This is a genomic window from Thiemannella venezuelensis, assembly GCF_014203605.1.
Classification (GTDB): domain Bacteria; phylum Actinomycetota; class Actinomycetes; order Streptosporangiales; family Streptosporangiaceae; genus Planomonospora_A; species Planomonospora_A venezuelensis.
Window position 1 is genome coordinate 58,495 of record NZ_JACHJJ010000008.1, and the last position, 12,861, is coordinate 71,355.

Genomic DNA, 12,861 nt, shown 5'->3' on the forward strand with positions numbered 1-12,861 from the left:
CGGCGACCGCAAAGTCAATGTTTCGTGAAAGTTTCGATCCCGATCTCCGCGGCCGCCGTGCTCTCGCGGACGACGAGCCGGGTGGCCAGTTCCACCCGGGGGGTGTCCACCGGCTCGCCGTCGATGAGCCGGACCAGCAGGCGGGCGGCCATCGCGGCCATCTCCACGATGGGCTGGCGCACCGTGGTCAGCGGAGGGCTGACCCAGCGCGCCACCGGGACGTCGTCGAAGCCGACCACGCTGACGTCGGCGGGCACGCGCAGGGAGCGCTCGCGCAGCGCCTCGTAGACGCCGAAGGCCTGCTGGTCGCTGGCGGCGAAGATCGCGGTGGGCGGCTCGGCCAGGTCGAGCAGGGCGGCGGCGTCCTCGTAGCCCGAGCGGTCGGTGAAGCGGCCGTGGCGCAGGTAGCCCTCGGGGACGGTCAGCCGGGCCCGCTCCATCGCCGCGCGGTAGCCGTCCGCCCGGGCCTGGCTGCACAGCAGTCCGCGGGGGCCGCCCAGGTGGGCGATGCGGGTGTGGCCCAGCCCGATCAGGTGCTCGGTGGCACTGAGCCCGCCGGCCCAGTTGGTGGCGCCGACGGCCGGGACGTCGGGGTCGAGCTCGCCGACGGGGTCGACGACGACGAACGGCACGCCCAGGGCGTCCAGCCGGGCGCGCTCCGAGGGCGAGAGCTCCGACACCACCAGGACGACCCCGTCGGAGCGGCGCGCGGCCAGGTTGTCCAGCCACTCGCGGGTCGCCGAGGAGCGGCCGTGCACCGCCGAGACGACCATGCCGATCCCCGCGTCGTGGCAGACCTCCTCGGCGCCGCGGATGACCTCGGTCGACCAGGCGCTGTCGAGCTCGTTGACCACCAGGTCGACCAGGCCGACGTCGCCGTGCCGGTGGGAGCGGCGGCGCTCGTAGCGGTGCCGGCGCAGCGCGGACTCCACCCGGGCGCGGGTCGCGGCCGCGACGTCCGAGCGGCCGTTGAGCACCTTGGAGACCGTCGCGACCGACACCCCCGCCTCTTCGGCGATGTCGGAGATCTTGACGCGTTCCTTCGTCACCTGCTCCCCCTTCGTGTGGGTCGGAGCCTACATCGAAATTTTCGCCGCCAACCAGCCGACCAGCTCTGACGCGTACGTCATCGATCTGTGATGCGGGGACCTGGGCGGATGCCATTGACCGGAGCAGTGGGCGCCGTTACGGTACTCGAAAATCTCGCGAAAATTTCGATTCCATGTCGTGAGAGTTACCCCCCGAAGTACCCGAGAGGAGCCCGGGATGAGCGGAATCGGTACCCGGCTCGGCATGGCCGCCGGCCTGGCGGGCCTGCTGCTGGTCGCGGCCTGCGGAAGCGGCGGCACGGCCGAGGCCCCCGCCACCGGTGGCAGCGCGGCGGCCTCGGCCCCCGCGGAGAAGGTCGAGCTGACCTACTGGCACTTCATCGACCAGACCAAGATGGTCGAGAAGTGGAACCAGACGCACCCGAACGTCCAGGTCACGTACGAGAGCCTGCCGTCGGACACCTACTTCACCAAGCTGCAGGCCGCGGTCAAGGCCGGCACCGCCCCCGACGTGGCGCTGGTGGAGTACCAGATGATGAACACGATGGTCGCCGCGGACGCGCTGGAGGACATCTCCGCGCACGTGCCCGCCGACCTCGGCGGGAAGTTCCCCGCCTGGTCCTGGCAGCAGTCCACCCAGGGCGAGAAGGTCTACGGCATCCCGCAGGACATCGCCCCCATGGGCATGTACTACCGCGCCGACGTGTTCGACAAGCACGGGATCGAGGTGCCGAAGACCTGGGAGGAGTACGCCGCGGCGGCCGAGAAGCTGTCCAAGGCCGACCCCGAGGTCAAGATGGCGATCTTCTCCCCCCAGCAGGCCGGCCAGTGGGCGGGCCTGACCTGGCAGAACGGCGCCAAGTGGTACACCGCCGAGAGTGACGCCTGGAAGGTCACCCTCAACGACGACAAGTCCAAGCAGGTGGCCGCCGTCTGGCAGCGCATGCTCGACACCAAGGCCGTCGCCGGCGGCGCCGACTTCTCCCCCGAGTGGGTCAAGGGCCTGACCGACGGCACCATCGCCACCTGGATCGCCCCCTCCTGGGCCCAGTCCTACATCAAGGGCTCCATGAAGAAGGCCGAGGGCAAGTTCAAGGTCGCCCCGATGCCCCAGTGGGCCGACGGCCGGACCGCGGCCGGCAACTGGGGAGGCTCGGCGCTCTCGGTGCCCAAGGGCTCCAAGCACGCCGCGCAGGCCGCGGAGTTCATCACCTGGCTCAACACCGACCCCGACGCGGTGAACCTGGCGGTCGACACCAACGGCATCTTCCCGGCCCTGGTCTCCGGCCAGAGCTCCCCCGCCTTCACCAAGGAGGACCCGTTCTTCGGCGGGCAGAAGACCCAGGAGGTCTTCCTCGCCGCGCAGCAGGGCGTGGACCCGGACTTCACCTGGGGCCCGAACATGACGACCGTGTTCGCCATGTTCAAGGACGAGTTCGGCAAGGCCGTCAACGGCCAGGGCACCCTGTCCGACGCCCTCGACCGGGTCCAGGCGCGGGCCGTGGAGGACATGCGCAAGCAGGGCTTCCCCGTCGCCGAGTAACGGCCCGACCCAGAGGCTTCCGTACGGCCGGCCGCCGGCGCACCCGCCCGTAGACCGGGGGCCGGCCGTACGGGACACCCCCTCGAAGGAGTTCCCATGAGCCAGGTGGCCGCGCCGCCACGCCGTACCGGCCCCGACGGCGGCACCCCCCGCCCCGCGTCCCGCCGCCGGGCCCCGCGCCGGATCGGCGTGCGGGCCGTCCCGTACGTGATGGTCGCGCCCTTCACCGCGTTCTTCGCGCTGTTCTTCCTCGTCCCCATCGGCATCGCGGTCTACCAGAGCCTGCACGGCACCGAGCGCGCCGGACTGCTCGGCAAGCCCAAGGACGTGTTCGTGGGCCTGGGCAACTACGCCGAGGTCCTCACCGACCCGGGCTTCCACTCCGGACTGCTGCGGGTGCTCGGCTACGTGCTGCTCACCATCCCGGTGATGCTGGTGCTCTCGGCCGGGTTCGCGCTCATCCTCGACTCCGGCATCGTACGGCTGCGCCGCCTGCACCGGCTGGCGATCTTCCTGCCCTACGCGATCCCCGTCGTCGTGGCGACCCTGGTCTGGGGGTTCTTCTACCAGCCGGAGTTCAGCCCGATCGCCGGTGCGCTGCGCTCCCTCGGCTTCGGCACGCCCGAGCTGCTGGAGGGCGGCGCGCTGCTCGGCTCGATCGCCAACGTCGCGGTCTGGCAGTGGACCGGCTACAACATGATCATCCTGATCGCCGCGCTCCAGGCCGTCCCGGTCAGCGTCTACGAGGCGGCCCGGCTCGACGGCTGCGGCGAGCTGGCGCTCGCGCTCCGGGTCAAGCTGCCGATGCTGGTGCCCGCGATGCTGCTGGCGTTCATCTTCTCCCTGATCGGCGCGTTCCAGCTGTTCAACGAGCCGGCGGTGCTGCGGCCGCTGTCCAGCAGCGTCACCGCCGACTACACGCCCAACCTCTACGCCTACTCCAAGGCGTTCACCGACGCCCAGCCCGGCTACGCCGCGGCCATCGCCGTGGTGCTGGCGCTGGCGACGTTCGCCTTCTCGTTCGTGTTCCTCCGCGCCGGCCAGCGAAAGGGCGCCCTGTGAAACGTCTCGGCCTCCCCCTCACCCAGCTGGTGCTGCTGCTGTCCACCGTCTACTTCCTGCTCCCGCTCGCCTGGGTGCTGGTCAACGCCACCAAGGGCAGCGACGACCTGTTCAGCGCGATCGGCTTCGCCTTCGGCGAGCGGTTCGCCCTCTTCGACAACCTCGCCGAACTGGGCACCTACCAGCACGGCCTGTTCTGGCGCTGGATGCTCAACACCGTGTTCTACGCCGGTGCGGGCGCCACGGTGGCGACCCTGCTCGCGGCCTTGGCGGGCTACACCATGGCCAAGTACCGCTTCCGGGGCTCGGGCACCCTGTCGGTGCTGATCCTCGGCGCGGTCCTGGTGCCGACCACCGCCCTGGCACTGCCGCTGTACTTCCTGATGGTTGACCTCGGCCTGGACAACAACCCGCTCGCGGTGATCCTGCCGAGCTGCGTCAGCCCGATCGGCGTCTACCTGGCCCGGATCTACGCCGGCTCCTCGGTGCCGAACGAGGTCATGGACGCGGCCCGGGTGGACGGCGTGGGAGAGTACTCGATCTTCTTCTCGATCTCCGCCCGGCTGATGGCGCCCGCCCTGGTCACCATCTTCCTGTTCCAGTTCGTCGCGATCTGGAACAACTTCTTCCTGCCGCTGGTGATGCTGAACGAGCGGGCGCTGTATCCGATCACCCTCGGCCTGGTCGACTGGAACTCCACCCCGCCCTCCTCCGGCAACGTCATCTACCACCTGGTCGTCACCGGCGCACTGGTCTCGGTGATCCCGCTGGTGGCCGCGTTCCTGCTGCTCCAGCGCCACTGGCGCTCCGGCCTGGCCGCCGGAAGCATCACCGCCTGATCCGCGCCTCCGCCCGCCGCCGCACCCCGCCGGTGAGCCGTACGGCGGGGCGGGCCGCACGCCGTACCGCACCCCTTCCACGCAAGGAGACCGTTCCCGCATGCCCTCCGCCATCGCCCGCAACCCGGTCCTGCGCGGCTCCCACCCCGACCCGTCCATCCTGCGGGTCGGGGAGGACTACTACATCGCCACCTCGACCTTCGAGTGGTGCCCCGGGGTCCGCATCCACCACTCCCGCGACCTCGTCAACTGGCGCTGCCTCGGCGGCGCCCTGACCCGGTCCGAGCAGGTCGACCTGACCGGCGTGCCCGACTCCGGCGGCGTGTGGGCGCCCTGCCTGTCCTACGCCGACGGCCTGTTCTACCTGGTCTACTCCGACGTGGAGAGCTTCGGCGGCTTCTGGGACACCCCGAACTTCGTCGTCACCGCCGCCTCTCCCGAGGGCCCGTGGTCGGACCCCGTCCCGCTGCACGCCCGCGGCTTCGACCCCTCGCTGTTCCACGACGACGACGGCCGCAGCTGGCTGCTGAGCAACCGATGCGACTGGCGGCCCGGGATGCCCTGGGCATCGGGCATCATCGCCCAGGAGTACTCCCGGGCCGAGGGAAAGCTGATCGGCGCCCCTGAGGTGATCTTCGAGGGCACCGAGGCGGGGTACACCGAGGGCCCGCACCTGCACCGCAGGGACGGCTGGTACTACCTCGTCACCGCGGAGGGCGGCACGGACTGGGAGCACCAGGTGACCGTCGCCCGCTCCCGCTCGATCCTGGGCCCGTACGAGCCGGACCCGGCCGGCGCGGCGCTGACCTCCCGCCACGACCCCGCCCTGCTGCTGCAGAAGGCCGGGCACGCCAGCCTGGTCGACACCCCCGGCGGCGACTGGTTCCTCGCCCACCTGACCGGCCGCCCGCTGACCCCGCGCGGGCGGTGCGTGCTCGGCCGCGAGACCGCCCTCCAGCGCGTGACCTGGCCCGCCGGCGGCTGGCCCCGGGTCGAGGGCGGCGTGCCCGCCGAGACCGTGCCGCTCCCGCTCGAACCCCGCCCGTGGCCGCAGGAGGACGGGGGCTGGACGGGAACGGAGTGGAACACGCTGCGCCGCCCGGCGTCCGAGGACTGGATGACCGTCCACGACGGCCGCCTGCGCGTGCGCGGCGGCCAGTCCCCCTGGTCCCGGGTCCGGCCCAGCCTGGTCGCCCGGCGCGCCGCGTCCACCCGGTGCAGCCTCACCGTTCCGGTCGACTTCTCCCCTGAGGACTTCCAGCAGCTGGCCGGGATCACCGCCTACTACAACACCCAGAACTGGTACCTCCTCGCCGTCACCCGGCGGGAGGGGGTCGGCCGCTGCCTGGAGCTGCTGGCCAGCGACCGCGGTGAGATCACCGCCCCGGCGGGGGCCCCGGTCGGGGTGCCGGAGGCGGGGCCGATCCGGCTGCGGGCCGGACTCGACGGGTCCGAGCTGCGTTTCTCCTTCTCCTCCGGCACCGGGGCGTGGACCACGCTCCCGGCGGTGCTGGACGCGGGCATCCTGTCCGACGAGTACGCCACCGACGGCCGCTCCTGGGGGTTCACCGGCGCGTTCCTCGGCGTCTGGGCCGTCGACCTCACCGGCGGCGGCGCCCAGGCCGAGTTCGGGATCCCCTCCTACACGGAGTCGTGATCGCGCCGGCGGCTCCCGCTCCCTGCTGCTAAGGTGCCCGCCCGGCCTGCCGATGGGGCGGCGTGAACGGTTCCCGGGCCTGGCGCGCCTACCTCCTGGCCGGTGCGGCGGGCATGGCGGTCTTCGTGCTGCTGCCGTACGGCATGCCGCGCGACGTGGCGTGCGTCCTGGGCGGCCTGGCCGCCGTGACCGCGATGCTGTGCTCGGTCGCGCGCCGCCGCGGCGGAGCCGTCCTGCCCTGGACGCTGCTGCTGCTCGGCCAGCTCGCCATGACCGCCGGTGACGCCCTCTGGGTCTACTACCAGCACGTCGCCGGGACCGACCCCTTCCCGTCCGCGGCCGACGGGTTCTACCTCCTGGAGTACCCGCTCGTCGCCGCGGCCCTGTTCACGCTCGTCCGGCGCCGCCGCCCGTCCGGTGACCGGGAGGCCTGGCTGGACGGCGCCATCGTCGCCGTCGGCCTCGCCCTGCCGTACTGGGTCCTGCTCGGCCCGGACCCCGGCGGCCACGACTCCGTGCTCACCCGGGTGATCACGCTGGGCTACCCCGTCGGGGACATGCTGCTGCTGGCCGGACTCGCCGTGGTGCTGACCGTGACGGGCGCGCGGACGCCCGCCCTCAGGATGATCGTCGCGGCCCTCGGATTCCTCCTCGCCGGAGACGTGCTCTTCGTGCTGGTCGACGACCCCGCCGGGCTGGCCCTGCCGGTCGACGTCCTCCCCTACCTGCTGAGCTACCTGCTCTGGGGCGCCGCGGCGCTGCATCCTTCCGCAGCCGACCTGCTGCGGGCCGGGACGGAGCCGGTCACCTTCCTGACCCCGCGCCGGCTGCTGGTCCTGACGGCGGTCGTGCTGCTCGCCCCGGGCACCCTGATCGTGCAGCTCGCCCTCGGGTTCGAACTCGACTCCTGGGCCGTCGCCATCGCCTCCGTCCTGCTGTTCCTCCTGGTCGTCGCCCGGATGGCCGGCATGCTGCGCCGTCTGGAGGAGCAGGCCCGGCGGCTGGACGAGATCGCCCGCACCGACACGCTGACCGGCCTGCCCAACCGCCGCACCATGGACGCCCAGCTCGCCCGCGAGTACGAGCGTGCCGCCCGGGACGCCGTTCCCCTGACCCTGGCCCTGATCGACCTCGACCGGTTCAAGCGGTTCAACGACACTCACGGCCACCAGGCCGGGGACGCGCTGCTGTCCGGCGCCGCCACCGCCTGGAGCCTGGCGCTCGGCGGCGGCGACATGCTGGCCCGCTACGGCGGCGAGGAGTTCGTGCTGCTGATGCCCGGCCGCGATCCGGACGGCGCCGAACACCTGCTGGCCGCCCTGCGCGCCGCCACCCCGCAGGGGCAGACCTTCTCGGCGGGCCTGGCCCTCTGGGACGGCCGCGAGACCCCCCTCGAACTACTGAACCGCGCCGACACGGCGCTGTACGCCGCGAAGGAGGCCGGCCGCGGCCGCACCGAGCGGGCGGCGCCCGGGGGCGGTCGCCTGTCCGGGGCCCCGGTCCGGGACGCCGCGGGCTGAACCGCCCGCCGTCACAGGAGCAGCCACCGGGAGGACAGCTCCCTGAGCATCTCCTCCACGGAGGCGTGGTCGGGCACGAGCCGCAACCACCATTCGGCGAAGGGCCGCCCGTACTGCGCGAAGGCCGCCTCGTGGATCGGGGCGGCGTCGCGGGGCGGTGCCAGCCCGAAGTTCCCCTCCAGCCAGGCGAGGTACTCGTGGTGCCCGGCGGTGTGGTCCTCCTCCTCGAGCTCGGCGCCGTCGAGGTGGGCGCCGTCGAGGGCGAGCAGCCGGAACAGGTCCCGCAGGCCGGAGGCCTCGATGAAGAGCTCGCCCTCGTCCCCGCAGAACAGGACCGGCAGGGTGGCCATGTCCTCCCGGTCGTCGCACCGCCACAGGGCGTAGAACGAACCGGAGTCGGAGGCCCGGGCGAAGGGGATCAGCCGCTCCCCGAACTCCGGATGCGCCAGGCCCTGGAGGTAACCGGCGTCGCCGTAGTCGAACAGCTCGAACCCGCCCGCGTAGGGTCTGCCTCCGAGCCGGTCCTGCAGCTCCTTGAGCAGGTTCAGCTCGGGAACGGGTGAATACGCCTCACTCATGGAACCTCCGTATGCCGGCGGCCGTCCGGGAGGACTCTTCCCCCCGCCGCAGGGGGCCGTCCCCTGCTCCGGGCGTCACGGTACCCGCACCCGCCCCGCGAGCTCGTGGTAGACCTCCCACAGCTCGCCGAGGAACAGCCCGCCGAACCGCGCCAGGCAGGCGGGCCCGTCCGGTCCGCGGGTGCGGAACGTCGCGAGCATCCGGAGGAGGTCCGGCAGGCGGATCGCGAGGACGCCCGCGGCGACGACGCGGGCTCCCCCGTCCCCGGCGGGCCCGGTGTGCCCTTCCAGCACCCGGACGTAGAGGGTGGAGGTGTCGCGCCACGCGTCGGCGCCGGGGTCGTCGCGGACGTCCTTCCACCCGACGAGGGTCAGCGGGTTGCCGCCGGCGTCGGCGAAGTGCAGGCGGTAGCGCATCCGCCGGCACGCCGGGTCCTCCTCCCGCACGAAGAGGTTGAACCACCCCGCCTGCACCGGCAGGTGCTCGCCGCCGAGCTCGTCGCAGCTCACCCACCCGGTCATGGCGGCCTCGTGCCCGGCGTCCGCCACGAACCGCTCGCCGTCGTCCACCGTGACGGTCAGGCGGAACATCAGCCGGTGGCCGTTCGCCCGGCCCAGCCGCTCGCCCTCGGCGGGGTCGGCGGCCCCGAGGGTGACGTGGCCGTGCATCTCCTCGGTGAAACTCAGTCCCGTCGCCTCCCGCGAGACCGTCCGCGCGGCGGGCGCGGGAGCGGGGGCGGCGGCCGTCCCGGTACGGCCCGGCCGGGCGGCCGGGGCCTCCAGGATGCGGTCGCACGCCCGGTCGGAGAGCGCGGCGATCGTCAGGGCGGGGTTGGCGCCGACCGGTCCCGGCAGCGCCGCGCCGTCGAGGACGTGCAGGCCCGGGTACCCGAACACCTGGCCGTACCCGTCGACGACGCCCTCGCCGGGGTGCCGCCCCATGGGGGCCCCGCCGAGCGGGTGCACCGTGATCACCCTGCGGGCCAGCCAGAGCGGGCTGTCCCGGTAGCCGGCCCGCAGGACCCGGGCGATGTCCTGCATGGTCGCGCGCATCCCCGTGAAGAAGGCCATGGACGTCCGCGTCGTCCAGTCGACGTCGAGGTAGCCGCGGCGCAGCCGCATGACCCCGTCGGGCACGTCCCGGCCCATGCCGAGCAGTCCCAGCGAGCCGTCGGACAGGTGCCCGTCGCCGAGCAGCGCGGCCAGCTCGGCGTTGATCCGGGTCTGCGGGGACCGGGTCAGCACCGCCCGGAGCCTGCCCAGCAGGAAGAAGGCCGCGCGCCTGAACTGACCGGGCACTCCGGCGAACTCCGCCAGCCACTCCACCATGGGCGGGTAGCCGGCGTCCTGGACGTAGAAGCCGCGCCTGCCCGGGACCCGGCGGCCGGAGTCGAGCGCGTCCGGCACGCGGATCGCACTGGTGATCACCGGTCCGCGGCTGCCCTCCAGCGGGCGGTGGCCGCCGGCGTCGTCGCGGGCGCGCAGGACCGTGGTGAGCAGGTCGCCGTTGCCGCTGAACCGGGCGCCGAGCCTGCGGCTCATGCCGGGGAACGCCGACCTGTTGGTCAGCAGCAGGTAGGTGGTGCCGAGCGTGCCCGCGGCCAGGACCAGCCGGTCGCACGTGATCGTGCGCAGCGGCAGCCGCCGGGTGGGGGTGCGCCGTCCCTCGTCGCGCGGGTCGTGCACCACGTAGCGCACGACGTACCCGCCGCCGGGCGCCGGGGCCAGCCCCCGCACCTCGTGCAGCGTGCGGATGTCCGCGCCGGCGTGCTCGGCGGCCGACAGGTAGGTGTGGTCGAGGGAGTTCTTGGCCCCGTCGTTGCATCCCAGGTCGCACTCCCCGCGCAGCCTGCACGTCGTACGCGGCAGCCCGTGCAGGTTGCCGTACGGCGGGTCCGGGACGGGCAGGCCGGGCAGCGGCCGGGCGCCGGGTTCGGGGGCGAAGGCGACCGCCAGCGGGGGCAGCTCCCACTCCAGCCCGAGCCGCCCGGCGGCCTCCCGCATCGCGCGGGTCTTGGCGGTCGCGTCGTACGGCGGCAGCCCGAAGGGGTACCGCTGGGCCTGCAGCATGCGCTCCACGGCGTCGTAGTGCGGGTCCAGGTCGGCTCGGGTGACCGGCCAGTGCTCGTAGCCGCCGCCGGGCAGCGGGCTCTCCCGCACGAACCAGTGCTCGGGCTTGCGCAGCAGCACGTTGGCGTAGATGAGGGAGCCGCCGCCGAGCCCGCTGGAGACGACCGCCCCGGTCCCGCGGAAGCTCCACAGGTCGAACAGGCCGTGCAGCCCCTCGCTCGGGTCCCACAGGTTGCGGGCCATCGCGGCCGGCGTGCGCGGGAAGGACCCCGGCGGGTACGGCTTGCCGCGCTCCAGCACGACCACCCGCCGGCCCGCCTCCGCCAGCCGGTAGGCCGCGACCGCCCCGCCGAACCCCGAGCCCACGACGATGGCGTCCACGTGCTCGGCCCCCGGGAATGTTCCCTGGTGACGGCCATGATCGTTCATACCGACCTCCCGCGGTCAACCTTGTCAAGTCAGGGGGAGGGGTAGACAATAAAGACTAACCGACCAGTCACATGAGCACCGGAGCCGGCAGTGCCGTCCGAGCGTCCGGCCCGCGGTGCCCGGGATCGCGGCGATCGCCATGCACCAGCAACGCGCCACGCGCGAACGTGTCGTCCCCTTCACCGCCGGCGACGGCATGGACCTCAAACTCGTCAACGTCCAGGGGGCGCATCCGCCCACCAGGGCCCCGGTCGTCCTCGTCCACGGCGCGGGGGTGCGCTCCGGGGTGTTCCGCGCGCCCGTGGCCGTGAACCTCGTGGACGCGCTCGTCGCGCGCGGGCACGACGTGTGGCTGGAGGACTGGCGGGCGAGCATCGACCTGCCGCCCAACCGCTGGACCCTCGACCAGGCCGCGCTCCACGACCACCCCGCCGCCGTGCGCAAGGTCGTCGAGGAGACGGGGGCGGACCGCGTCAAGGCGGTCGTCCACTGCCAGGGCTCGACCTCGTTCATGATGTCCGCCTGCGCGGGCCTGGTCCCCCAGGTCGACACGATCATCACGAACGCGGTGTCCCTGCACCCGGTCGTGCCGCTCTGGTCGCAGGCCAAGCTCCGCTACGCGGTGCCGCTCGCCCACCGGTTCCTGGACTACCTCGACCCCTCGTGGGGGGACCGGCCGCCGCCGGGGGCGGCCGCCGCGATCACCTGGCTGGTCAAGGCGAGCCACCACGAGTGCGCCAGCACGGAGTGCAAGCTGGTGAGCTTCACCTACGGCAGCGGGTTCCCCGCCCTGTGGCGGCACGAGAACGTCGGCTCCGCCACGCACGACGCCTGGATCCCGCGCGAGTTCGGCCCGGTGCCGCTGACGTTCTTCCGGCAGATGGAGCGGTGCGTGCGCCGCGGCCGCCTGGTGTCCTACGAGCACCTCGACGGCCTGCCGGACGACTACACCGCGCAGGAGCCCGGGACGGACGCCCGCGTCGTCTTCCTGACCGGGCGGCTGAACCGCTGCTTCCTTCCGGAGAGCCAGATCCGGTCCTACCGGTTCTTCTCCTCCTTCCGGCCCCGCCGCCACGCGCTGCACGTCCTGCCGGGCTACAGCCACCTGGACGTCTTCTTCGGCGAGCGCGCGCACCGCGACGTCTTCCCCCTGATCACCGAGGAGCTGGCCGGTTCCCCGGCGCGGCTCGGGGAGAGACCATGACCTCACCTGAAGAGACCTCACCCGCGGAACACTTCGCCAACGTCGACGGCATCCCCTTCCGGATGCCCGTGGGGACGCGCGGCAGCCCCGCGCTGCTGGCCGCCTACGCCGTCGACCCGGACGGCGCGCGGGCCGTGCTCCCGCGGGAGCTGCACCCGTACCGGACGGGCGGCAGTGGCCTGCTGCTGATCGCGGTCGTCGACTACCGGGACACCACGATCGGCACCTATGTGGAGTTCTGCATCGGGATCCTGTGCACCAGGGGCGGCCGGCCGGCGCCGCCGCTGCTCCCGCTCCTGCTCGGCTCCGCCTTCGGCACCGGCGTCTACATCTACGACCTGCCGGTGAGCACCGAGATCTCGGTGAAGGGCGGGCGCGGCATCTGGGGCATGCCCAAACGGCGGGCCAACCTCGACTTCGTCGTCGGCGAGACCACGGTGAGCAGCCAGTACGACCTCGACGGGCGGCTCGTCATGCGCGTCGACGTCCCGCGCCCGGCGTGGACGGGACTGCCGCTGCGGTTCAACGGCGTCGGGTACGGGTGCTTCCGCGGCATGCTCGCCAAGTCGCGGATCTCCCTGCGCGGCCGGATGGGCGTGACGCCCGGCGGCGGCCCGCGCAGCCGCCTCCTGGTCGGCGACCACGAGCGGGTGGCCTGGATGAAACGGCTGGACATCGCCGAGCGGCCGCTCGTGACCGCCTTCGTCCCGGCGATGCGGGGCGTGCTCGACGACCACGTGGAGACGTGGTTCCTGACCTCGGACACCCCACCGGCGCCACCGGAGGACGGCCTGGAGAGCGTGACCGGCCTCGGTCTCGGCCAGGACCGTCTGCCGCCCCCCGACCGCGCCTCCAGCGACCGCCTGCTGCGGGCGCCCGGACCACGCGAACACGCCGGAAGCAGGTGACC

10 protein-coding genes are annotated in these 12,861 nt (G+C 73.0%); 7 read left to right on the forward strand and 3 right to left on the reverse strand.

Going from position 1 to position 12,861, the window contains the following annotated elements:
- Positions 1–14: 14 nt before the first annotated feature.
- Positions 15–1,049 (reverse strand): LacI family DNA-binding transcriptional regulator, encoded by a 1,035-nt coding sequence (locus FHS22_RS14090; protein ID WP_184941814.1) that lies wholly within the window; start codon positions 1,047–1,049, stop codon positions 15–17.
- A 217-nt stretch (positions 1,050–1,266) separates the two neighbouring features.
- Between FHS22_RS14090 and FHS22_RS14095 the strand changes: the two genes are divergently transcribed.
- The 5 genes from FHS22_RS14095 (at position 1,267) to FHS22_RS39225 (ending at position 7,670) form a co-directional block, all read left to right on the forward strand.
- Positions 1,267–2,592 (forward strand): ABC transporter substrate-binding protein, encoded by a 1,326-nt coding sequence (locus FHS22_RS14095; RefSeq protein WP_184941816.1) that lies wholly within the window; start codon positions 1,267–1,269, stop codon positions 2,590–2,592.
- A gap of 96 nt (positions 2,593–2,688) precedes the next feature.
- Positions 2,689–3,654, forward strand: coding sequence for a carbohydrate ABC transporter permease (locus FHS22_RS14100; RefSeq protein WP_184941817.1), 966 nt, complete (start codon positions 2,689–2,691; stop codon positions 3,652–3,654).
- Entirely contained in the window at positions 3,651–4,493 is an 843-nt protein-coding gene (locus FHS22_RS14105; protein ID WP_184941819.1) for a carbohydrate ABC transporter permease, read from the forward strand. Before FHS22_RS14100 ends, FHS22_RS14105 begins: the two co-directional genes overlap by 4 nt.
- Positions 4,494–4,593: 100 nt before the next feature.
- A complete protein-coding gene (locus FHS22_RS14110) occupies positions 4,594–6,150 on the forward strand; it encodes a glycoside hydrolase family 43 protein (RefSeq protein WP_184941821.1) in 1,557 nt (518 codons plus the stop codon).
- 62 nt (positions 6,151–6,212) lie between these two features.
- Complete coding sequence (locus FHS22_RS39225; protein WP_184941823.1) at positions 6,213–7,670, forward strand: diguanylate cyclase domain-containing protein; 1,458 nt, start codon at positions 6,213–6,215, stop codon at positions 7,668–7,670.
- 11 nt (positions 7,671–7,681) lie between these two features.
- On the opposite strand, the gene FHS22_RS14120 is transcribed toward FHS22_RS39225, so the two are convergent.
- Complete coding sequence (locus tag FHS22_RS14120; RefSeq protein WP_184941825.1) at positions 7,682–8,248, reverse strand: hypothetical protein; 567 nt, start codon at positions 8,246–8,248, stop codon at positions 7,682–7,684.
- Positions 8,249–8,323: 75 nt separating this feature from the next.
- On the reverse strand, positions 8,324–10,747 hold the full coding sequence (locus tag FHS22_RS14125) for a GMC oxidoreductase (RefSeq protein ID WP_184941827.1): 2,424 nt from the start codon (positions 10,745–10,747) through the stop codon (positions 8,324–8,326).
- A 115-nt stretch (positions 10,748–10,862) separates the two neighbouring features.
- On the opposite strand from FHS22_RS14125, the gene FHS22_RS14130 reads away from it, so the two are divergent.
- Together FHS22_RS14130 and FHS22_RS14135 are read left to right on the forward strand one after the other, a co-directional pair.
- Entirely contained in the window at positions 10,863–11,951 is a 1,089-nt protein-coding gene (locus tag FHS22_RS14130; RefSeq protein WP_221473634.1) for an esterase/lipase family protein, read from the forward strand.
- A complete protein-coding gene (locus FHS22_RS14135) occupies positions 11,948–12,859 on the forward strand; it encodes an acetoacetate decarboxylase family protein (RefSeq protein ID WP_184941829.1) in 912 nt (303 codons plus the stop codon). The genes FHS22_RS14130 and FHS22_RS14135 overlap by 4 nt, the downstream gene beginning before the upstream one ends.
- Positions 12,860–12,861: the final 2 nt, after the last annotated feature.

Excerpts from the sequence above, each read along its gene's own strand:
- FHS22_RS14100 (WP_184941817.1), top strand. The coding sequence starts at position 2,689 with ATGAGCCAGGTGGCCGCGCCGCCACGCCGTACCGGCCCCGACGGCGGC.
- FHS22_RS14120 (WP_184941825.1), bottom strand. The coding sequence starts at position 8,248 with ATGAGTGAGGCGTATTCACCCGTTCCCGAGCTGAACCTGCTCAAGGAG.
- FHS22_RS14125 (WP_184941827.1), bottom strand. The coding sequence starts at position 10,747 with ATGAACGATCATGGCCGTCACCAGGGAACATTCCCGGGGGCCGAGCAC.
- FHS22_RS14135 (WP_184941829.1), top strand. The coding sequence starts at position 11,948 with ATGACCTCACCTGAAGAGACCTCACCCGCGGAACACTTCGCCAACGTC.
- FHS22_RS14095 (WP_184941816.1), top strand. The coding sequence starts at position 1,267 with ATGAGCGGAATCGGTACCCGGCTCGGCATGGCCGCCGGCCTGGCGGGC.
- FHS22_RS14110 (WP_184941821.1), top strand. The coding sequence starts at position 4,594 with ATGCCCTCCGCCATCGCCCGCAACCCGGTCCTGCGCGGCTCCCACCCC.